Genomic DNA, 20,131 nt, shown 5'->3' on the forward strand with positions numbered 1-20,131 from the left:
ATGAACCTGTTTTCCGAAATCCGCGCGCTTGTGATTGAGGCGCTGGAAGCGATGCAAGCCGAAGGCAAGCTGCCTGAAGGACTGGACTTTAAAAACGTGGCTGTTGAGCCACCCCGCGATGCGTTGCATGGGGATATGGCCACCAACGCCGCGATGGTGCTGGCCAAACCTGCCAAGATGAAACCACGCGACATTGCCGATGTGCTCGCAGGTAAGCTCGCCGAAGATGCGCGTGTCTCTGTTGCTGAAGTCGCCGGTCCGGGCTTTTTGAACCTGCGGCTGGCACCGGTGCTGTGGCAAAATGTGGTCAAGGCCGCCCTGGAAGCTGGTCAGGACTTTGGCCGCTCTGCCATGGGGGCAGGTAAAAAGGTCAACGTTGAATATGTTTCTGCCAACCCCACTGGCCCGCTGCATGTGGGGCACACCCGAGGGGCGGTGTTTGGGGATGCGCTGGCGTCTCTGCTGGATTTTGTCGGCTATGATGTAACACGTGAGTATTACATCAACGATGGCGGCGCACAGGTGGATGTGCTCGCCCGGTCGTCTTACCTGCGGTATCTGGAGCAGCACGGGGAAACCGTTGAATTCCCAGAGGGCACCTATCCGGGGGATTACCTGATTGAGGTTGGCGAAAAGCTGAAGGCGCAATATGGCGACAAATTTGTCGGCCAGCCAGAAGAGGTTTGGCTGAAAGAGATCCGCGAATTTGCCACCGAAGCCATGATGGATCTGATCCGGGCCGACCTTAAGGCGTTGGGCGTGGAGATGGATGTGTTCTTCTCCGAAAAGTCGCTTTATGGCACCGGTCGCATCGAGGGCGCGCTGGAAACGCTGGAAAACAAAGGCTTGATCTATGAAGGCGTGCTTGAGCCGCCAAAAGGCAAAAAGCCCGAAGACTGGGAGCCGCGTGAGCAGACCCTGTTCCGCTCCACAGACCATGGCGACGACGTGGACCGCCCCGTGAAAAAATCTGATGGCAGCTGGACCTATTTTGCGCCTGACATTGCCTATCACTATGACAAGGTCAGCCGCGACTTTGACGCGCTGATCGATGTGTTTGGTGCCGATCACGGCGGTTATGTGAAACGCATGAAGGCGGCGGTCTCCGCGCTTTCTGACGGTCAGGTGCCGCTCGACATCAAGCTGACCCAGTTGGTGAAGCTCTTCAAAAACGGCGAGCCGTTCAAGATGTCCAAGCGGGCCGGAACATTTGTGACCCTACGCGATGTTGTCGATCAGGTGGGGCCGGATGTGACCCGCTTTGTGATGCTGACCCGCAAAAACGATGCGCCGCTGGACTTTGATTTTGACAAGGTTCTGGAGCAATCCAAAGACAACCCTGTATTCTATGTGCAATATGCCCATGCGCGGGTCTGTTCCGTGATCCGCAAAGCCGAGGCTGCTGGGATTTCCGTGGATGATAGCACATTGCTGTCTGCGGATCTGACCAAGCTGGACAGCGATGCGGAGATCAATGTGGCCAAGAAGGTTGCGGAATGGCCACGCCTTGTGGAGATCGCCGGGCGCACCAATGAGCCGCACCGGATTGCCTTCTATCTATATGAATTGGCAAGCGAACTGCACAGCCACTACAAGAAGGGTGATGAGGATCACAGCCTGCGCTTCCTGCAGGAAGGTGATGCGGCGGCGTCTCAGGCGAAAATCGGCCTCGCACGTGCCGTGGCCGTTGTTATTTCCGCAGGTCTTGGTATTCTGGGTGTAACTCCGGCGCAAGAGATGCGCTAAAGCTGCACGTTCGTCGGGGGTGAGGACAAGGCAAGACGACCCCGGCGACACCGCTTCACAGGTGGTGGAAAATGGGCAGTGAGGCAAAAATGGCAGAAATTCCGATGGGTGCGCCGCACGCACCCAAAGGCGAATCCCCGAATGCGGCGCTTCTTGTGAACCGTGCTGGCATGGTCATGTCTTTGGCGCTGGTCGCTGGAACATGTGTCTGGGGGTATAAAATTTTGTCCCGCGATGTCAGTGGCGTGCCAGTTGTGCGTGCGCTGGAAGGCCCGATGCGGGTGCAGCCCGAAGATCCGGGTGGGCGCCTTGCCGGGCATCAGGGATTGATGGTCAATAAGGTTGCTGCCGATGGCAGCGCAGCTGGCCCAGCGGATCAGGTGATTGTTGCGCCGCCTCCGATTGCCATCACTGAGCGTGACATCGTGGATGCCTCCGCTGTGGAGGCCGCGGTTGTTGCTGCCGCAGCTGAGATCGCAGCGCAGATGCCTGCTGTCGATAGCGAAACACTTGAGGTGGAGACGCCAGCCCCCATCGTGGCACCTGAACCTTTGGATGTGAGCGCGCCGCTGTCTGTCGAAGAGCTGGCGGCCCAACTGGCCGCAGGCGCCACGCCTCTGGAAGCGGTTGAAGCGACGGAAACGCAGCCCGTGCAAGCCTCTCTTTCCGTTCCAGAAAGCGAAACTGTTGAGGTGGACGCGCAACCAGCACCTCAGGTGCAGGGTGGTCTGAAGCGGTCGCTGCGCCCTGTCTTGCGCCCTGTATCCTTGTCGTCTGCCGCCTCCAGTCAGCAGATCGCCTCTATTGATGCCGCCGTTGGATCCGTTCTCAAAACGGCCGATCCTTCAACGATTCCTGCCGGCACGCGGCTTGTGCAGTTGGGGGCCTATGAGAGCACCGAGATTGCCGAACGAGAATGGACGCGTTTGCAGACCCGATTTGAGCCTTATCTGGGGGACAAAACGCGCGTGATTCAGAAGGCCAGCAGTGGTGGGCGTGTGTTCTATCGTTTGCGCGCCATGGGCTTTGATACCGTGAGTGATGCGCGGCGTTTGTGTTCTGCGCTGAAAGCAGAAAATGCGGATTGTATTCCGGTGACCACACGATGAGCGGTTTTTGCGCTGCTATTTTTGGCTGTGATGGTCTGCGTCTCAGTGAAGAAGAAAAGCAGTTTTTCGAGGATGTACAGCCGTTTGGCTTTATTCTCTTCGCACGCAATATTGATACAGCTGATCAGGTAAAGGCCCTATGCGCGGAGTTGCGCGCGACCGTGGGGCATGAGGCTCCTATCCTGATTGATCAGGAAGGCGGGCGTGTGCAGAGGTTGCGCGCGCCTTTGGTGCGCGATTGGTTGCCGCCTTTGGTGCAGGTGATGCAGGCCGGGGAAAAGGCCGAGCGGGCGATGTATCTGCGCTATCGCCTGATCGCGCATGAGCTTATGGCGCTTGGTATTGACGCCAATTGTGCGCCCATGGTGGATGTCGCACGCGATGAGACGCATCCGTTTTTGAAAAACCGTTGCTATGGTGCGGATCCTGCATCGGTGGCGCGGATCGGGCGCGCCGTGGCAGAGGGGCTATGGGATGGTGGGGTCTACCCGATCCTAAAGCACATGCCCGGACATGGGCGCGCGGTGGTGGACAGCCACAAAGAGCCGCCACGGGTGACAGCATCACAAGCAGATCTGGAAGGCGACTTTGCACCGTTTCGCGCGCTCAATGACATGCCCATGGGAATGACGGCGCATATTGTTTTTGAAGCGTTAGATGACCGCCCGGCCACCATTTCGGACAAAATGATGCGCTTCATGCGGCATGATATCGGATTTGGTGGGCTGATCATGACCGATGACATCGGCATGGAAGCCCTGAATGGAACCGTGGATCAGAGGGCGAAGGCCGCAATTGAGGCTGGGTGTGATGTGATTTTGCATTGCAACGGCAGCTTGGCAGAGCGCAAGGCTGTGGCAGAAGCCATTGGTGCGATGACCCCTGCAGCACAGGCGCGATCTGAGGCTGTGCTGGCGGCGCGTCGTGCGCCCAAGCCTGTTGACATTGAAGCGCTCGCCGAGGAACTTAAAGCGCTCTGACGGGGCGCTTTAAGGGCAGGGGGCATGGCCGACACAGACCTTTTTGAAGACATGGAGAAGATGTCTGTCGCCGAACGAATGGCGGCGGAAGCTTTGATCGTGGATGTCGATGGGTTTGAAGGGCCACTGGATTTGTTACTGACACTGTCGCGGACCCAGAAAGTGGATCTGCGCAAGATTTCCATTCTTGATCTGGCGCAGCAGTATCTGAACTTTGTGGAACGTGCAAAGCGTCTGCGGCTGGAGTTGGCCGCGGATTATCTGGTGATGGCGGCCTGGCTGGCCTTTCTGAAATCACGCCTGCTTTTGCCGCCGGATCCCACGGAAGAGGGGCCATCGGGTGAAGAGCTTGCGGCACATCTGGCCTTTCAGTTGGAACGCTTGCAGGCGATGCGGGATGCGGCTGCCAAATTGATGGCGCAAAATCGTCTGGGACGAGATTTTTTCGCGCGCGGCGTGCCTGAAAAGATGGAGCGCGTGCGCCGGGTGACATACACCGCAACGCTGCTGGATCTGATGCAGGGCTATGCCAGATTGCGCACGCGGGATGAATTCCGTCCTTTCATCATGGACCGAGACTCGGTGTTTACCATGGAAGAAGCGCTGGAGCGTATGCGCGGGTTGATCGGGTTTGCGGGCACATGGACCGATATTCTGAGTTATTTACCAGATGGCTGGGAGAATGATCCCAAGAAGCGCAGATCCGCAACGGCGGCCACTTTTGCAGCCTCGCTGGAGCTTGCTAAAGAAGGCAAGGTCTTCATTCGGCAGAGCGAGACCTTTGCGCCAATTGAAGTTCGTAAGAGGGATGGCCGAGATGAGCGATGACGTGACGCCGGTTGAAGAGGACACGGTTGCGCAAGGCGGTCACGCGCCGGAGGAAAGCCTGTTTGAAGCGCCGCCGTTGGCGGAGCAGGAGCGCATGTGTGAGGCCATCCTTTTTGCCAGCGCGGAACCGGTGAGCATCAAGGAACTGAACGACCGGATGCCGCATGGGGCGGATGCGGCAGAGGCGCTGGTGCATCTGCGCAAACGTTACGAGGGGCGGGGCGTGCATGTGGTGAAAGTGGGGGATGCCTGGGCGATGCGCACGGCACCTGATCTTGGCTTTCTGATGCAGAAGGAAACCGTTGAAACGCGCAAACTGTCACGTGCAGCCATCGAAACGCTTGCCATCATTGCCTATCATCAGCCTGTTACGCGCGCCGAAATTGAAGAAATCCGCGGTGTGAGTGTGAGCCGCGGTACGGTGGATCAGTTGCTTGAGATGGAATGGATCCGGTTTGGACGTCGTAAAATGACCCCGGGCCGTCCGGTGACCTTTGTGGTCACGCCGGTTTTTCTGGATCATTTTGGCCTATCTAGTGCGCGTGATTTGCCGGGACTTAAAGAGTTGCGGGCTGCCGGTCTCTTGGAAAATCGTCCATCGCCGGGAACGATCCCACTTGGCGTTAAGTCGGACGAAGAAGAAGACGACGTGTTGGATCTGAGCGACGGGCAACCGGAGCTTTTTGAGGACTGACCCACTCGAATATTGAACACAGGTTGGTGTTTGGGTCTTAATATTGGCGCAATTGTCGCTTACATGAACGCCTTGAGAGAATGGAGCGCGCTCAATGAATGCCAATCAGATTGTGAACATGATCACCCGCCAAATCATCCGCCGTTTGGTCAATGGTGGCATCAACGCTGGGTTTAAGGCGATGTCCAATCGCGGAAAATCTGGCCAGAACACCGCCAATGAGCAGGCGCAGAGCAATACGCCACAGCCGCAAGCGAAGCAAGCCAAGCAGGCGATGCGTGCGATGCGCCGTATGAACAAATTCTGAAGGTTTAGTGGTGTCTCAAGGCGGCTTAGGTCGCCTTGAAATGTTTGCTAAGCTTCAGGCCCTGACCCTGATAATTGGATGCGATGCCTGCGCCATAGAGCTGCTCTGGCACCTCTGACATGCGCTCATAGACCAGACGGCCAACGACCTGCCCATGTTCCAGCACAAATGGTGCCTCATGGCATCGCACTTCGAGCACGCCACGCGATCCGCTGCCCCCGACGGCATCGTGACCAAAGCCGGGATCAAAGAAACCAGCGTAGTGCACACGGAACTCGCCAACCATGGCAAGGAATGGCGCCATTTCCGCCGCGTAGGCTGGGGGTATGTGCACCGCTTCGCGGCTCACCAGAATATAGAAGGCACCGGGGTCCAGAATGATTTTTCCGTCTGAGCTGTGCAGTTCTTCCCAATACTCCGCAGGGTCGTAATACCCGATATTGTCCAGATCGATGACGCCCGTATGGGGTTTGGCTCGATAGCCCACAAGCGTGCCGGATTGTGGCTTCAGATCGACGGAAAACCCCAGACCGTCATCAATCACGGCCGCTCCGTTCACAAGCGGTGAGCGGTCGTGCAGGACACGCAGATCGGCATCTGTCAGAATGCTCTGCCCCTTGCGAAAGCGTATTTGGTTCAGGCGCATGCCGGGGCGTACAAGCACAGAGAAGCTGCGCGGGCAAATTTCCGCAAAAAGCGGGCCAGTATAGCCCGGCGCGATTCGATCAAATTCTGTGCCACCGTCGGTGATGGTGCGCGTCAGCAGATCCAGACGCCCTGTCGAGCTCTTGGCATTGGCGACGGCTTGCACATTGTCCGGCAGGGCAAGGTTTTCCATCAGGGGCACCACATAGACGCAGCCCTTTTCCAGAACGGCCCCATTGGTCAGATCAATGCGGTGCATTTCGAATTCGGATAGGCGATCTTTTACAGAGCGTTCCTGCCCCGCAAGGAAGGAGGCGCGCACGCGGTAGGCCACAGTCCCAAGACGCAGATCAAGCGATGCGGGTTGAACCTGACCTTCTGCAACCGGGTGATCTACAGAGATTTCGCCAGATTGAAGCATGGTTTCAATGGTTTGGCTGGGCAATACGCCAGTCATCGCGGTCCTCCAGAATACAAAAAACGCCCGGGCCTTTCGGCACACGGGCGATTTTTAATGGTCGGGCTAGCAGGACTCGAACCTGCGACCTTCCGTCCCCCAGACGGACGCGCTACCAGGCTGCGCCATAGCCCGACGATGGGCTTTTCATAACCTAAATGCGGGCGGGGGCAAGTCAAAAATGACATCTTTCTACGACACTTGCATCGATCAGCTTGCTTTGGCGTGCAGCGCCTCCAGACGGGCAAGAAGTTCAGCTGCGCGGCTTTTATCTGCGTCGGCCACGCGCGCCGGCGCACTGAATACCATTAGGAACTCGTCGCGTTTGATTTCTTGTTCGGAGAGGTCCTGCACACTGGGCTTTGGAGCTTGTGGCCCAGAGGCATTTGTTGGCTGAGCGCTGGCCCCCTCCGGCATCACTGTTGGCTCTGGGGTAGGGGAAACAGGTTCGGCAGGTGGTTCCACGCCAGTTTCGGTATTGCTTTGCAAAGCAGTTTCGCTGGGCGCTGGCGGCTCCGTGATCGACACTGACTCTGTAGGTGGCGCTGTTGGTTCCTGTGGCGCTGCAGTTTCCGATGGAGGCGTGAGCGCGTCTGATGCCTCGGTCTGAGCTGCATCGCCCTGCGCCGTTAGAGATTCTTCTGTTGCGACAGGCGGGATATCTTGTGCCGCAGTGTTAGGCTCTGCTTGAGGTGAAAGCGCCGCTGTATCTGGTTGGGGCGGTGTCTCTTGTGGTTCTTGAGCCGCTGCAAAAAGATCCTCCATCACAGGTGCAGGTTGCTGCTCCATGGATGGCGTGTCTTCCTGTTGCCCAATCAGATCAGGGGACAGATCTTCGCTCTGTTCTTCCGCAACCTCAGTAGCGTTTGCTTGAGGTGTGGACGGCTCTGACGTGTCTGGAGCAGGGCTTGCATCATCTTGAAGCGTCTCTTCAGACGGCGTGATGGCTGGTTCAGTCGCAAGGTCCTCGTCAACCGGGACCGTATCCGCGATATGTTCCTGATCTGCAGTGGCTCCCTGCTTAGAACCGACCTCATCTTCAGCCGGAGGATCCTGGGCTTCTGGAGCTGGCGCTTCAAAAGTGGACTGCTCTGGGGCTGCAACTTCGATGTCTGAAGGCTCGTCCGCTGCGACGGGCTCCGCCTGCGCTTCGATGGTATCCTTGGCTTTCGGAGCTGGCGCATCAAGAGGTTGTGACATGGCGGAGACATGCTTCACGCCTTTGTCGCGCAGAAGCTGCTGCGCCTCTTTGATAGGCATGCCATCTTCATGCAGCAGTTTGCGAATGCCGCCGAGAAGTTCCATGTCTTGTGGGCGGTAATATCGACGCCCACCTGCACGTTTTACGGGTTTCACCTGAGAAAATTTGCTTTCCCAGAAACGCAGGACATGGGTCTGCACACCGAGCCAATCAGCGACTTCGCTGATGGTTCGAAAAGCCTCCCGAGATTTCGCCATGGGCTATGTATCGCCTTATTTTTTGTTGCCAGCGGCAACACGGTCTTTCATGAGATGTGACGGCCGGAACGTCAAAACGCGACGCGGGTTAATTGGAACCTCTTCGCCGGTTTTGGGGTTGCGGCCCACACGTGCGGCTTTGTCTCGCACGCTGAAGGTTCCAAAAGAGGAAATCTTGACTTGCTCGCCACTGACAAGCGCGTCGGACATGTGCATGAGCACGCTTTCCACAAGTTGTGCGGAATCGTTGCGAGACAATCCAACTTCGCGGAACACCGCTTCGCTGAGATCCATTCGAGTCAATGTCTTGGCAGTCATACGTTCCCCCCTGTCACCGGTGTTTCGTTCAAAAAGCATAGAAGCAAGGCAATTTATAAGTCAATGACTAGCGCCCGGCTAAGCCAGATTATCTTTGATGTTCGCCAAAGACTTAGAACATATCGCTTGCTGTGGACCTTTACCAGCGCAGGACAACCGAGCCCCAGGCTAGCCCACCGCCAATTGCTTCTGTGACGAGCAGATCGCCACGTTTGATCTGTCCATTGGCAACACCTGTTGACAGGGCCAGAGGGATTGACGCTGCGGAAGTGTTTCCGTGGTCCTGCACTGTGACGATGACACGCTCCATTGGGATGCCAAGCTTCTTGGCAGTGCCCTGGATGATGCGAATATTGGCTTGATGTGGCACAATCCAGTCTACGGCATCGTCGGTGAGGCCGATTTTGGTAAGCGCAGTATGTGCTGTGGATGTCAGTTTCTCGACGGCCTGACGGAAGAGGGCATTGCCCTGCATGCGCAGCTTGCCTGATTCCCCATTGGTTGAGACGCCCCCATCCACGTAAAGCATATCGCGGTATCTGCCGTCAGAATTCAGATCGGCACTGAGAACGCCGCGGTCATCGGAACCGCCTTTGCCTTGCTGAGCTTCCAGGATCAATGCCCCCGCGCCATCGCCAAACAGCACACAGGTGGCCCTATCGGTCCAGTCCATAATCCGACTAAAGGTTTCTGCGCCAATCACCAGAACCCGTTGCGCTTGGCCAGAAACGATCAAAGCGTTCGCGTTGGTCAGGGCATATACAAACCCTGCACAGACAGCTTGGACATCAAAGCCGAAACCGCGGGTCATGCCGATCTTTTCCTGAACCATTGTCGCGACGGAAGGGAACGTTAGGTCAGGCGTTGATGTTGCCACCACTATAGCATCAATATCATCTGCATTCAGACCGGCGTTTTGCAGCGCTGCTTTGGCCGCAAAGCTGGCCAAATCTGATGTTGTTTCATCCTCGGCGGCGAAGTGGCGTCGTTCGATCCCTGAGCGGGTGCGAATCCATTCGTCTGTTGTGTCGAGGGTTTGTTCAAACTCGGCGTTAGGAACGACCCGTTCCGGCAAGTAGTGGCCTACGCCCATCACCACGGCGCGTGTCGTCATATCGATGCCTTGCTCAGCTGTTTTTATTCGTTTGTATTCTCGGCATCTTGCGGCAGGGACACGGCAGATGCAACCCGTGCAGCGAGCTTTTCGGAGAAGCCGGATTGCGCAAGTTTGAAAGCCAGTTTGACGGCCGAAGATACCCCTGTTTCATCAGAGGAGCCGTGCGACTTCACCACTGTGCCATTCAGTCCCAAAAAGACCCCGCCGTTCACGCGACGCGGATCAATACGCTTATTGAGGCGATTGAGGGATGTGTAGGCCATCAGCGCAGCGAGCCGCGAGAGAGGCGAAAATTTGAAGGCTTCGCGCAGGAGGCTGCCAATCAGGCTGGCGGTGCCTTCGCCGGTTTTCAGGGCGACATTGCCGGTGAACCCGTCAGTGACGATCACGTCCGCACGGTTGCCGGGGATGTCATTGCCTTCCACAAAGCCCACAAAGTCATAGTTGGCTATGGAGGCGTTTTGCGCAATCAAATCATGCGCGAGCTTCAGTTCATTGCGCCCTTTATGTTCTTCAGTGCCAACATTCAGGAGGCCAACACGGGGGCGTTTGAGTTCCATGCCATTGCGGGCATAAGACGCGCCCATCAGGGCATATTGCAGCAGGTCATGCTCATCCGCGCTAATGTCTGCGCCAGCGTCTAGCATGATGTTGAACCCCTGCGGGGAGCGCGAGGGCCACAAAATGGCGATGGCGGGGCGGTGCACGCCCAGTATTTTGCGCAACCGAACCACGGACAGCATCATGAGGGCACCGGTATTGCCGCAGCTCACGACACCGTCGGCTTCACCACTGCGCACGCTTTCCAAAGCGGACCACATGGAGGTGCTTTTGCCGCGGCGGATCACATCGCGCGGCTTGTCTTCCATGGAGACAACATCTGGGGCGTCGCGAATCTCCACACGGCCTTCAAGATTGCGCTTGCGCGCCACCAGACGTTTGAGTTCGTCTTCGGGGCCGTGAAGAATAAACGCAATATCCGGGTTTTTATTGGCCGACAGCGAAATGCCGGCAACAACAGCTGCCGGCCCGCGATCGCCACCCATGGCGTCAACAGAGATCACTGTACGCCCGCTATCGGGGTTTGCTGATGTAGTCAAACCGGCCATGCGGGCGATGATCTCACTGTTTATGCTGCGTCGTCGTCCAGATCGACGTCGTCGACCATAGCGATCACTTCACGCTCGGCATAGGTGCCGCAGGATGGGCAGACGTGGTGGGGGCGCTTCAGCTCACCACAGTTGTCACATTCGTTAGGGTTCGCTGCAACCAGGGCGTCGTGTGCACGGCGGTTGTTGCGGCGCGATTTCGATACTTTGTTCTGCTGGACAGCCATGTCGCAACCTTTGATTTACGGGGGCCGAAGGCCCGATTTCCTGAGCGTTGTGAGCCTCTACGCGTTCTGCGCGCCTGAGTCCAACGCTAAATTCGAATGAGCGCGCGAAAATACTGCGATTTCCGCTCAACGCAAGCCCTATTCGTCGTCTTTTGCCGTCAGTTGATCCCGCAGGGCAGCCAATCCGGCGAAAGGGCGCGCATCTTCGTCGGTCATGGCCTTTTTTCCGGCCTCCGTAAAGACTGATTCCTTCAGTTGAGCGCCCTGGGCTCTCGGGAACTGTGGAATGAGCAGGGCTAAGGCCTCCTGAAGGACGGCATTGAGATCGATATGAGATTGGAGCGGCTCGGCGTTTTCATCATCGGGCATTTCAACTTCCTCCTCGTCAGAGCTGAACTCTGGCATGGTTTTGAGGAAGCGACGCTCGACGGGCTCATCCAGCCGGGTGGTCACCGGAGACAGGGTGACGACGCAGGGCTGCACCACCGTTGCGCCCAATTGCCCTTTAAGCTCCCAGTCAGTGTCGCCAAAGGCCCGCACTTCGCCGGTGAACACAAGTTTCTTGATTTGTTGCAGGTCAAGTTCTTCTGCCAGTGCGATCAGCGCGCCGGCATCGGGTTTGACTTCAAAGGCGGTGGGGCGGTTCTGCGGAAGATCCGCGACACGCAGCGAGGTTTGCGGGAGGGAAGATTGGGACATACGGCGGGACTTTGCACTGAAGTGTTGAAACGGCGCTTAGTTTCTTGAACGTCGCGCATTCATTCTATAAGCGAGATAAAAGGCAAGACGAGCCAACACAAGAGGGCAAGCATGAAGACGCGCAACACGGTGATCAAATTGTCGGTCATGGGAGTGCTTGTTTTGACGCTTGCGTCCTGTGCTACGCGCTATCGCAATCACGGCTATGTTCCTACAACAGAAGAGCTTTCTTCTATCACGCTGGGGGTTGACACACGCGATACCGTCACTGAGACGATCGGGCCGCCCTCCGCAACGGGGGTGCTTGATGGCAATGTGAATCTCTATGTGCGCACGCGGGTCAAACACTTTGGGCCGCGTAAGCCGGAAGTGGTGGAACGGCAGATTGTGGCGATCGGATTTGATGCTAATGGCATTGCACGAAATGTTGAACACTATGCGCTGGAGGACGGTCAGGTTGTTCCTCTGACGCGTCGGATCACTGACAACGGAATTGAAAGTGGCGGGTTGCTGCGTCAGTTGGCAGGTAACATTGGCAACTTCGGCCCGACGGGCGTGCCAAGCTCTTCAGGTGGTGGCTTCTAAGGTTTGTGTCTGCAAAGGCGGCGCTTTGTCATTCGGGTGTCACCGCATCTCTGTTAGGGTGCCGATGTGAAGCAACAACAGGGTGCATATGGCGTCATGCTGACAAAAGGCCGGTATTGCGTGAGAACTGCCGCGTCTGCGGCTGATCTGCAGGCGGCACAGCGTTTGCGGAATCTCGCATTTCACGGCTCCGACGCTGCGCTGGATGTGGATGCCTATGATGATCAGTGCATACACTATTTGATCGAAGAGACGGCGACCAATCGTTTGGTCTGTGTTTTCAGGATGTTATCCCTTAACGGTGGGCAGGACATTGGGCGCTCTTATGCGGCGCAGTTTTACGAGCTTGAGGCGCTTAAGACCTTTCCGGGACCGATGGTGGAAATGGGGCGTTTCTGTATGCATCCGGACGTCCATGACCCGGATGTGCTGCGGATCGCATGGGGGGCCATGACCCGTTATGTGGATGACCATGCTGTGGAGCTTCTGTTTGGTTGTGCCTCCTTTGAGGGTACGGATACCAGTCACTATCTGGACAGTTTTGCCATGTTGCGGGACCGTCATCTGGCACCACCACGCTGGTTGCCGCGTGTCAAAGCCCCCAAGGTTTTCCGTTTTGCCAACCGGTTGCGGCGCAAGCCCAATCTGAAGGCCGCGCAATTGGCGATGCCGCCGATGCTGCGCAGTTATCTTATGATGGGTGGCTGGGTCAGCGATCATGCGGTGGTTGACCAAAAAATGAATACACTTCATGTGTTTACGGGCGTCGAAGTGAAAGCCATTCCGCCTGCGCGCAAACGTCTCTTGCGCGCGATTTCTGGCGAGGGGCTGCGTCGAGGTTGACGCTGGCCGCCGGGCGAGCTACGCGCTTTCTCATGGCACGTATACCTCTTTTGCAGATGAGTGATATCTCCCTGACTTTCGGCGGAGATCCCGTATTTGATCAGCTGAGCCTTGTGGTGCAGCCTGGCGACCGTGTGGCGCTGGTGGGGCGCAATGGGTCTGGCAAATCCACCCTGATGAAAGTCATGGCAGGGTTGGTGGAAGCGGATCGTGGCGACATCGTTGTGCCCCCTGGCGTGAGTGTCGGATATATGGAGCAAGATCCTGATATGACAGGGTTTGCGACGCTTGGGGATTTTGCCTCTGCCGGCCTTGATCCGGGCGAACTCTATAAAGTGGAGCGCGCGGGAGAGGGGCTCAAGTTTGATCCTGCACGGCCGGTAGAGACGGCGTCTGGTGGAGAGCGTCGGCGTGCGGCGCTGGCGCGGCTGATGGCGGAGGCGCCGGAACTTATGTTGCTGGATGAGCCGACCAACCACCTAGATATTGAGGCGATTGCCTGGCTTGAAAGTGAGCTGAAGTCCACCCGCGCGGGCTATGTGCTGATCAGCCACGACCGCGCCTTTTTGCGGGCTTTGACGCGGGCAACCCTTTGGATTGACAGGGGAATGGTGCGTCGTCAGGAAAAGGGATTTGAGGCATTTGAGGCCTGGCGTGATAAGGTCTGGGACGAAGAGGATCTTCAGCGCCACAAGATGGACCGTAAGATCAAATCCGAGGCCCGCTGGGCTGTGGAGGGCATCAGTGCACGCCGCAAGCGCAATCAGGGGCGTGTGCGGGCGCTGAAGGATTTGCGAGCAGAGCGCGCTTCGATGATCAAGCGCCAGGGATCTGCTGCGATGGAACTGGCCGCAGGTCCGAAGTCTGGCAAAAAAGTTATGGAAGCCAAAGGCTTGTCCAAATCCTACGATGGTAAGAGCATTGTGCGTGACTTCTCTCTGACGGTGCAGCGCGGGGATCGCGTGGCCTTTGTAGGGCCGAATGGCGTTGGGAAGACCACCCTGATCAAGATGCTGATGGGGGATGTCGCACCGGACAGTGGCGCGGTCACTTTGGGCACCAATCTGTTGCCTGCGGTGTTTGATCAGGCGCGGGCCAAGCTGGACCCGGAGATGACCCTGTGGGACAGTCTTACAGGGGATCCTGAGATGCGGGTTTCGGGCAAGGCCGATCAGGTGATGGTGCGTGGAACCCCCAAGCATGTGGTTGGTTATCTTAAAGAATTTCTGTTTGACGACCGGCAGGCGCGGGCGCCGGTGCGCTCTCTTTCTGGGGGTGAGAAGGCGCGGTTGCTGCTGGCGAAACTGATGGCCAAAGAGAGCAATTTGCTGGTCATGGATGAGCCGACCAACGATCTTGATGTGGAGACACTCGATCTGCTGCAGGAATTGCTGGATGACTATGATGGCACGGTTCTGTTGGTGAGCCACGATCGGGATTTTCTGGACCGTGTGGCGACTACAACCATCGCCATGGAGGGCAATGGGCAGGCTGTGACCTATGCGGGTGGCTGGTCTGACTATCAGGCGCAACGGCAGGAAAATACGCCTATAAAGGTAGAAAAATCAAAGCCGAAAGCGGAAAAGGTCAAGCAGGAAAAAACGGTATCTTCCGGGTTGAGCTTTACGGAGAAGCACCGGCTTGAGGCCTTGCCTGCGGTCATGGAGCGGCTTGAGGCGGAGATTGCCAAGCTGGAAGAATTCATGGCGGATCCGGAGCTTTTCACCAAGGAACCGGTGAAGTTTCAGAAGGCCACAGAGGCGTTGGTGGAGCGGCAGAAAGCCTTGGCGGAGGCTGAGGAAGAGTGGCTGATGCTGGAAGAAAAAGCGGAAAGCAACGGCTGAAATCAACGTCGGTATCGCGTCTGTATTGTGGCGGTAACGCGGAGGTGCGCGTTTTCTGAATATATTGCGCCTGCGACGCCTGCTTCAGACCTTGGTAAGGGTTTTCAGCCTTGGGGCAAAAGCGGCGCGATGCGGGCCCATGCCCGTGCCTCAAAATCGGGAGCCTGCGGCTCCAGCATGTTCTGGCCCAAGAACCAGTAGAGATACTTTTCGTAGGCGCTCTTTGGATGAGGGTGGTCCGCGTTGCGCAGAGCTTTGCGCAGCTCCTGCGGCGTCTTTGCGATGGTCGCGATATGGCCGTAGTCAGAGCGCGCACAGAGGATCACGGGTTTCTTCTGCATCAAGGCTTCAAAGCCAGCGGCGGAATTCTGGGTGACCACCACATCTGAGGCGGCGGTGAGTGCATGGATGCTCTCTTCTGACACCACAACATTGTCAAAGCGGCGACAGATGCTGCGGTAGCGATTGGCCATGACCTCTGATTGTGCCGGATGCAGTTTCACATAAACGCGTGCGGTGGTGCTTTTGGCGACGGTTGCGATCATTTGCTGGCTGTCGAGAAAATGCACCGGCGTCGCATAGCTGTCGATCTCTTGCAGAAAGATCACGGCACGCGCAGGTGGCAGAGGCTCTGTGGTTTGGGGGGCTTGGGAGAATTTGGAGATGTTCTCTCGCAGCATATGGCCTGTGACACCGTTGAAGAAATAGCGCGCTTTGGCGGCGTCTGTGTCATCCGGAACAAAATCCGCATTTTCCAGTGAAGAGTCCCAGTTCACGCCAAGCGGGTCGAGATACCAAAATCCCCAGATATAGGAAGGAATGGCATAGAGGGCAGGGCGGGTGATACGCTTTGTTTTGCCAAGGAAGATATGCGCGTGATCTGCTGTGCAGAGGGTTTGGGACACCGGGCTGTCATAGGGCACGGCATAGGTTTGATGCCCCATCTGAGCGGCTTTTGCCGCAATCTTTTCAACGAAATCAAATTTCCCTTCACAAAGCGATTCAAACCAAGATTCCTTGGCATGAAAGATGAGGCTTGGCTGGTTTTGAAGGGAGGGATGTTTTGAAGACGCAAAGGTTGGAGGTAGGATCTCAATCACGGAGGAGCTTTAATGACTTTTGTTCTGTGAAAACGGCTGCGCCCGTTCTGCCATTTTGTGCGCGACCTGTACAGAGGCTAGGCGGCTTGTGCTTTAGGTCGCGTCTGTGAGTGGGGAAGATGGGCGTATGGGGGCCGCTCCCAAGTAGCGTGTCAGGGTGAAGCTGATGCAGAGGCCGGGCAGGAGAGCGGCCAGCGCGGCTGCCATGCCCCAGTTGTCCGCAAGCAGGCCGATGACGGGGGGCGCAATCACCGAGCCGCTGACCGCAACGATGGAGAGCAGGGCGATGTTGTCTGCCTCATGGTGATCATCCAGCGCGGCGGCGGCTGATACCGCCAGAGGAAATCCCACGGAGACGCCAAGCCCTGCCAAAGCAAAGCCCACAAAGGCCAGAGGCAAAGGCAAGGGCGCAATGAGTGACAGGAGCCCTATGATGGCGATGCCAACGGTGAGCTGGGCAAGGCGTGCGCCACCCAGGCGTGTTTTGAGGAAGTCACCTACAAACCGTCCGAGCGCGAGGAAGCCGGAATAGACCGTGACCGCCAACCCGGCAAGGGCGCTGTCGGCTGCCAGACGATCCGCCATATAGACAGCGGCCCAGTTGTTCATTGTGCCCTCTGCCATCGTGACGGAAAACACAAAGAGCGCCACGAGATAGAGTGTCTTTGGGTATTGGAAGGCGTTTCTGCGCTGTGTTGGCTGCGCAGGATCTATGGGGCGGGTGATGTTTGGCAGTTTGCGGGCCAGCAGGATGCCGACGCCTGCGGACCCGGCGGATTGCAACATCAGCATACCAATGGGCGTCAGCGGTGTGGCGAGCAGCGATACCAGCAGGGATCCTGTCATCAGCCCCAGCGCCCAGAAACCGTGGCAGCGGTTCATCACCGAAGCTTTCACGGCTTTTTCTACCTGACCGGCATAGACGTTAAGCGCGACCGTAAGGCAGGCGGCAGACGCGCCAAACAGGAACAGTGCGATCAAGAGGCTGACTTGGTTATAGGCCAGCATGGGCAATAGGACAGTGGCCGTTTGTAGAGGAAAAGCTGCCTTGAAGACCAGAGGGGCACCGCGTTTCGCGACCATAGCGGCGGCAAATTTGGACATCAGCACAAAGGCGGCCGGCATGCCCAGAAGTGCAAGCGCAAGTTCGGCGTTGCTCAGGGCAAGTTTGGTTTGCACCATTGGAATTTGCGCGAACCAGCCCCCCAGTGCGAAAGGCTGTAGAAAGAACAGCGCCATGGTCTGGCGGGCGGTGGCCGGTGGCAATGGGGCGCTCATATGGGGATCCTATGTACGGATTGCGACACTGCGTGGCAGCTAGCCGGATCTTGTGATCGCTATCAAGCCAAATGCGTGTGTCTTCATGTATGATTAAATCATGAGTTGATTGGTGGTCTGACCGGGACCACCATCTGGGAAAATTGGTGCTGTTTTTCCGGTCCGGCTATGGATCAGAAGCGGGTGCGCAGCCCCAGCAGCACGGCGGTTTCATCCACGCCGGAAATATGGCCCCGGTTCTGAGCATGGGCGAGGGAGACGTCGATGTTTGTGCGCGGGGTCAGGGGGCGATGATAGGTCAGCGCCAGACGCACTTCGCGGCTGCGCGGGGCAAGATCGATGCGCACGTCCTGATGCCGTGTCCCGCCGTCGTGGGTGGCCACCGGCAAAGACAGCGATGTGCTGCCGGAGGCAATTGCAGCGGGCAGAGACAGGGAGAGCGACAGCGCGTCATTGGCGGTCAGAACATGGTCATGGGCATAAGACAGCGCGGTGGCGTTGAGCAACACGTCGGCGGATTGCCCCAGATTGGAGTCTTCCTGCCCATAGGCATATCCCATCATCAGGCTGAGACGGGAACGATCGGTCAGAGCGGTTGAAAGCGTCATGTCCATGGCGGCCAGCGCTCCGCCGGAACCGCCATTCCATTCCGACAGCAGCGCAGCGGTATCAGCACCGTAGCTGGTGCTCAGTTGTAGGTTTGTGCGCCCAAGATCAAAGCCACGGGACAGACCAAAGCCAAGCGCATCTGTGCCGGAGGACTGGCCGTGGTAGAGCGTGAGATGGATGTCATCTGCGCCCAGCATCACCGGCAGGCCACGCTCTGTGCCAAAGAAGGCGGTTGCGGCGGTCGTGGGGCTTGGTGTTTGGGCAATTGTGAGCAGGTCCCGCGTGGAAAACAGCGGATCGGCCTGACGGGTGGCGACCAGTTGACCTGCGTTCACGGCGAAAGAGGCGGACAGGGCGTCGGTGCTTTGGATTTGCACTTTGGCGAGGGCACGGGTTACCGCGTCGCCGCTGGCGCTGCCAGCAACGACGAGGGGTTTGCTCATGTCCAATACGGTGCCGTTTTCCATGGTGGCGGTGGCCCGACCAATGGGCAGAAGGGCGGCGGCCACATCGAGAAACCCATGGCCCCATTCTTCGCTGTAATTGTGTGTAAAGCCGGGGGCGAGTTCGACACTGCCTTCGGTGGTGAAGCCGTCAAATGTGTTATCTGCGGAGGCCAGAAGGCGCACCCGCAGCTGTTGGTGGGTCATATTGGGGAAGGCCTCTGCGAGCAGGGCCAGGGCGCCGGATACCGTTGGGGCGGCATAGGAGGTGCCGGTGCCAAAGCCGTAGCTGCCGCTGCTATCTGCGGTTGCGCTTGTCCAGCTGCCATTGGCGGAGAGGCACCAAGCGGCGGCCTCCAGACAGGGCTCAGATACCCGGCGGGCGCCGATGACATCATCGCCGTTCATTTCCGGCACGCCATTCACCACGGCGATCCAGCTCTGTTCCAAAGAGGGTTCAAACAGCGGCAGGGCTGGCATCAGACCGGTGCTTGAAAAGTTGGAATTGTTGGGCACGGAGAACACCACAATACCCTCATCCGCATAGCTTTTGAGAGCATTGAGGTAAGCTCGCCCAGAGGAGGTGCCCAGAATGTTGTTGTAGTCAGAGCGGGTGGCGCGGGTGTTGGAAAAGCCCCAGGAGTTGTTGAGGGCAACGGCCCCTGCGGCTTCGGCGGATTCGGCGGTGGCGCGCAGCTGGGAGAGGCTGTCAAAGCTGCCAAAGATGAGATCTGCCGCCGGGGCGACGCCAATCATATCATCAGAATTGCCCGCCGCGATGGAGGCCACGAAGGTGCCGTGGTCGGCCACGGCCAGACCAGACCCTCGGGTGATGGCGCGGCCGGAGAAGGCCTCATGGCTGGTCAGAAAGCCGTTGTCAGAGAAGGCAATCACCTGACCTGCGCCGGTCAGCCCTGCGGCGTGGGCGTAGTGAATGCCGGCATCAGAAAGGGGATTGCCCCCCAGTTCCACATCGATACCGCTGTCAAAACGGCCATTGCTGTTTTTGTCCACATAGCGGCCGTCCGGGGCGGTTTGGCGGGTGTAGCGCGAATCCTGTCGGATCAGACGCGTGGCGCGGGCGCGTATGGGATCAAGACTGTCGATAAAAGAGGTCAGCAGCGTGGCGCTGTCGGTGATGGGGAGAGAGGAGCTGCCGCCACTGCCGGACTGATTGCTGCTGCTGTCGGTGTCGTCGCCTTCCTCGCCGCCGCCACATCCTGCCAAAAGGAACGGTGCCAAGAGAACTGTGGTCAACAGCAGGGTTTTGCGCGGCATCATCAGGTCACCTCAGAAAAATATGGGTGACGGCAGGCTAGAAAGTAACCCTTAAACAAGGCCCAATAATTGGGCGTTGGATCCAATTTTAAAGAGATAGATGGCTTGGCGTGGTGATGGGGGACAGCAAATGCGCGCTTGTATTTTTGGTGATGATATTACATATCAAAATAGATCAGGGCAAGGCAGATGCCCCACCTGAGCCTGTCACGGATGCGACGCTGTCCTGCCTGTGACAGACGGCATTTTTGTCCTGATCACCTCTGCCTGCCAAGCAACAGCGGGTCAAAGTCAGAGCCAATCAGAGAGCGCCAATGCCCTTTCATGCGCAAACCTTTGCAGACTGTGAGCTGTGCGTCACCGACACATGTGACCTCTGTCCAATGGGGGACAAGCTTCTGGCGCGCACTGCGCTTGCGTCAACCGCGCGCATGTCTGTGCGCAACAATCGGAGACA

At 57.6% G+C, this 20,131-nt stretch carries 19 protein-coding genes and 1 tRNA gene; 9 read left to right on the forward strand and 11 right to left on the reverse strand.

Annotated elements, in window-relative coordinates:
* From argS to J7382_RS08780, 6 genes are all read left to right on the forward strand, one after another.
* Positions 1 to 1,746 carry an arginine--tRNA ligase gene (gene argS / locus J7382_RS08755; RefSeq protein ID WP_209068666.1) on the forward strand — a complete coding sequence of 582 codons (1,746 nt, stop codon included), beginning with the start codon at positions 1 to 3 and terminating at the stop codon, positions 1,744 to 1,746.
* Between the two features lie 89 nt (positions 1,747 to 1,835).
* A complete protein-coding gene (locus J7382_RS08760; protein WP_209068667.1) occupies positions 1,836 to 2,855 on the forward strand; it encodes an SPOR domain-containing protein in 1,020 nt (339 codons plus the stop codon).
* Complete coding sequence (nagZ, locus tag J7382_RS08765) at positions 2,852 to 3,835, forward strand: beta-N-acetylhexosaminidase (RefSeq protein WP_209068668.1); 984 nt, start codon at positions 2,852 to 2,854, stop codon at positions 3,833 to 3,835. Before J7382_RS08760 ends, nagZ begins: the two co-directional genes overlap by 4 nt.
* Before the next feature lie 24 nt (positions 3,836 to 3,859).
* On the forward strand, positions 3,860 to 4,663 hold the full coding sequence (locus J7382_RS08770) for a ScpA family protein (protein WP_058239166.1): 804 nt from the start codon (positions 3,860 to 3,862) through the stop codon (positions 4,661 to 4,663).
* On the forward strand, positions 4,653 to 5,357 hold the full coding sequence (gene scpB, locus J7382_RS08775; RefSeq protein ID WP_209068669.1) for an SMC-Scp complex subunit ScpB: 705 nt from the start codon (positions 4,653 to 4,655) through the stop codon (positions 5,355 to 5,357). The genes J7382_RS08770 and scpB overlap by 11 nt, the downstream gene beginning before the upstream one ends.
* 94 nt (positions 5,358 to 5,451) lie before the next feature.
* Positions 5,452 to 5,664 carry a hypothetical protein gene (locus J7382_RS08780; RefSeq protein WP_209068670.1) on the forward strand — a complete coding sequence of 71 codons (213 nt, stop codon included), beginning with the start codon at positions 5,452 to 5,454 and terminating at the stop codon, positions 5,662 to 5,664.
* A 25-nt stretch (positions 5,665 to 5,689) separates the two neighbouring features.
* Here J7382_RS08780 and J7382_RS08785 read toward each other — a convergent pair whose 3' ends face one another.
* The 8 genes from J7382_RS08785 to J7382_RS08820 all read right to left on the reverse strand — a co-directional run bounded on the left by J7382_RS08785 (position 5,690) and on the right by J7382_RS08820 (position 11,694).
* Complete coding sequence (locus J7382_RS08785; RefSeq protein ID WP_209068671.1) at positions 5,690 to 6,766, reverse strand: 2'-deoxycytidine 5'-triphosphate deaminase; 1,077 nt, start codon at positions 6,764 to 6,766, stop codon at positions 5,690 to 5,692.
* 58 nt (positions 6,767 to 6,824) lie between these two features.
* Positions 6,825 to 6,901 (reverse strand) — tRNA-Pro (locus tag J7382_RS08790).
* A gap of 75 nt (positions 6,902 to 6,976) precedes the next feature.
* On the reverse strand, positions 6,977 to 8,224 hold the full coding sequence (locus tag J7382_RS08795; RefSeq protein WP_209068672.1) for a MerR family transcriptional regulator: 1,248 nt from the start codon (positions 8,222 to 8,224) through the stop codon (positions 6,977 to 6,979).
* Positions 8,225 to 8,239: 15 nt separating this feature from the next.
* Positions 8,240 to 8,542: an integration host factor subunit alpha gene (gene ihfA / locus J7382_RS08800; protein WP_058239169.1), complete on the reverse strand. Its 303-nt coding sequence runs from the start codon at positions 8,540 to 8,542 to the stop codon at positions 8,240 to 8,242.
* Between the two features lie 139 nt (positions 8,543 to 8,681).
* Positions 8,682 to 9,656, reverse strand: coding sequence for a beta-ketoacyl-ACP synthase III (locus tag J7382_RS08805; protein ID WP_209068673.1), 975 nt, complete (start codon positions 9,654 to 9,656; stop codon positions 8,682 to 8,684).
* A 23-nt stretch (positions 9,657 to 9,679) separates the two neighbouring features.
* Complete coding sequence (gene plsX, locus J7382_RS08810; RefSeq protein ID WP_058239171.1) at positions 9,680 to 10,768, reverse strand: phosphate acyltransferase PlsX; 1,089 nt, start codon at positions 10,766 to 10,768, stop codon at positions 9,680 to 9,682.
* Between the two features lie 20 nt (positions 10,769 to 10,788).
* Complete coding sequence (rpmF, locus tag J7382_RS08815; protein ID WP_058239172.1) at positions 10,789 to 10,995, reverse strand: 50S ribosomal protein L32; 207 nt, start codon at positions 10,993 to 10,995, stop codon at positions 10,789 to 10,791.
* A 138-nt stretch (positions 10,996 to 11,133) separates the two neighbouring features.
* Complete coding sequence (locus tag J7382_RS08820) at positions 11,134 to 11,694, reverse strand: DUF177 domain-containing protein (RefSeq protein WP_209068674.1); 561 nt, start codon at positions 11,692 to 11,694, stop codon at positions 11,134 to 11,136.
* 111 nt (positions 11,695 to 11,805) lie between these two features.
* On the opposite strand from J7382_RS08820, the gene bamE reads away from it, so the two are divergent.
* From bamE to J7382_RS08835, 3 genes are all read left to right on the forward strand, one after another.
* Entirely contained in the window at positions 11,806 to 12,279 is a 474-nt protein-coding gene (bamE, locus tag J7382_RS08825) for an outer membrane protein assembly factor BamE (RefSeq protein WP_058239174.1), read from the forward strand.
* A 96-nt stretch (positions 12,280 to 12,375) separates the two neighbouring features.
* Positions 12,376 to 13,122 (forward strand): GNAT family N-acyltransferase, encoded by a 747-nt coding sequence (locus tag J7382_RS08830; protein ID WP_209068774.1) that lies wholly within the window; start codon positions 12,376 to 12,378, stop codon positions 13,120 to 13,122.
* A 32-nt stretch (positions 13,123 to 13,154) separates the two neighbouring features.
* Positions 13,155 to 14,966 carry an ATP-binding cassette domain-containing protein gene (locus tag J7382_RS08835; RefSeq protein WP_209068675.1) on the forward strand — a complete coding sequence of 604 codons (1,812 nt, stop codon included), beginning with the start codon at positions 13,155 to 13,157 and terminating at the stop codon, positions 14,964 to 14,966.
* A gap of 104 nt (positions 14,967 to 15,070) precedes the next feature.
* Here the strand turns inward: J7382_RS08835 and J7382_RS08840 are convergent, their stop codons facing one another.
* The 3 genes from J7382_RS08840 to J7382_RS08850 form a co-directional block, all read right to left on the reverse strand.
* Positions 15,071 to 15,910 carry a CDP-glycerol glycerophosphotransferase family protein gene (locus tag J7382_RS08840; RefSeq protein ID WP_209068676.1) on the reverse strand — a complete coding sequence of 280 codons (840 nt, stop codon included), beginning with the start codon at positions 15,908 to 15,910 and terminating at the stop codon, positions 15,071 to 15,073.
* Positions 15,911 to 16,159: 249 nt separating this feature from the next.
* Positions 16,160 to 17,344 carry an MFS transporter gene (locus tag J7382_RS08845; protein WP_209068677.1) on the reverse strand — a complete coding sequence of 395 codons (1,185 nt, stop codon included), beginning with the start codon at positions 17,342 to 17,344 and terminating at the stop codon, positions 16,160 to 16,162.
* Positions 17,345 to 17,517: 173 nt separating this feature from the next.
* Positions 17,518 to 19,674: a S8 family peptidase gene (locus tag J7382_RS08850; RefSeq protein WP_209068678.1), complete on the reverse strand. Its 2,157-nt coding sequence runs from the start codon at positions 19,672 to 19,674 to the stop codon at positions 17,518 to 17,520.
* Between the last annotated feature and the right edge of the window lie 457 nt (positions 19,675 to 20,131).

It is taken from the genome of Shimia sp. R11_0 (genome assembly GCF_017744035.1).
GTDB lineage: Bacteria > Pseudomonadota > Alphaproteobacteria > Rhodobacterales > Rhodobacteraceae > Shimia > Shimia marina.

Coding starts and splice junctions, on each gene's coding strand:
- argS (WP_209068666.1), top strand. CDS start 1: ATGAACCTGTTTTCCGAAATCCGCGCGCTTGTGATTGAGGCGCTGGAA.
- J7382_RS08760 (WP_209068667.1), top strand. CDS start 1,836: ATGGCAGAAATTCCGATGGGTGCGCCGCACGCACCCAAAGGCGAATCC.
- nagZ (WP_209068668.1), top strand. CDS start 2,852: ATGAGCGGTTTTTGCGCTGCTATTTTTGGCTGTGATGGTCTGCGTCTC.
- J7382_RS08770 (WP_058239166.1), top strand. CDS start 3,860: ATGGCCGACACAGACCTTTTTGAAGACATGGAGAAGATGTCTGTCGCC.
- scpB (WP_209068669.1), top strand. CDS start 4,653: ATGAGCGATGACGTGACGCCGGTTGAAGAGGACACGGTTGCGCAAGGC.
- J7382_RS08780 (WP_209068670.1), top strand. CDS start 5,452: ATGAATGCCAATCAGATTGTGAACATGATCACCCGCCAAATCATCCGC.
- J7382_RS08785 (WP_209068671.1), bottom strand. CDS start 6,766: ATGACTGGCGTATTGCCCAGCCAAACCATTGAAACCATGCTTCAATCT.
- J7382_RS08795 (WP_209068672.1), bottom strand. CDS start 8,224: ATGGCGAAATCTCGGGAGGCTTTTCGAACCATCAGCGAAGTCGCTGAT.
- ihfA (WP_058239169.1), bottom strand. CDS start 8,542: ATGACTGCCAAGACATTGACTCGAATGGATCTCAGCGAAGCGGTGTTC.
- J7382_RS08805 (WP_209068673.1), bottom strand. CDS start 9,656: ATGACGACACGCGCCGTGGTGATGGGCGTAGGCCACTACTTGCCGGAA.
- plsX (WP_058239171.1), bottom strand. CDS start 10,768: ATGGCCGGTTTGACTACATCAGCAAACCCCGATAGCGGGCGTACAGTG.
- rpmF (WP_058239172.1), bottom strand. CDS start 10,995: ATGGCTGTCCAGCAGAACAAAGTATCGAAATCGCGCCGCAACAACCGC.
- J7382_RS08820 (WP_209068674.1), bottom strand. CDS start 11,694: ATGTCCCAATCTTCCCTCCCGCAAACCTCGCTGCGTGTCGCGGATCTT.
- bamE (WP_058239174.1), top strand. CDS start 11,806: ATGAAGACGCGCAACACGGTGATCAAATTGTCGGTCATGGGAGTGCTT.
- J7382_RS08830 (WP_209068774.1), top strand. CDS start 12,376: ATGCTGACAAAAGGCCGGTATTGCGTGAGAACTGCCGCGTCTGCGGCT.
- J7382_RS08835 (WP_209068675.1), top strand. CDS start 13,155: ATGGCACGTATACCTCTTTTGCAGATGAGTGATATCTCCCTGACTTTC.
- J7382_RS08840 (WP_209068676.1), bottom strand. CDS start 15,910: ATGGGGCATCAAACCTATGCCGTGCCCTATGACAGCCCGGTGTCCCAA.
- J7382_RS08845 (WP_209068677.1), bottom strand. CDS start 17,344: ATGAGCGCCCCATTGCCACCGGCCACCGCCCGCCAGACCATGGCGCTG.
- J7382_RS08850 (WP_209068678.1), bottom strand. CDS start 19,674: ATGCCGCGCAAAACCCTGCTGTTGACCACAGTTCTCTTGGCACCGTTC.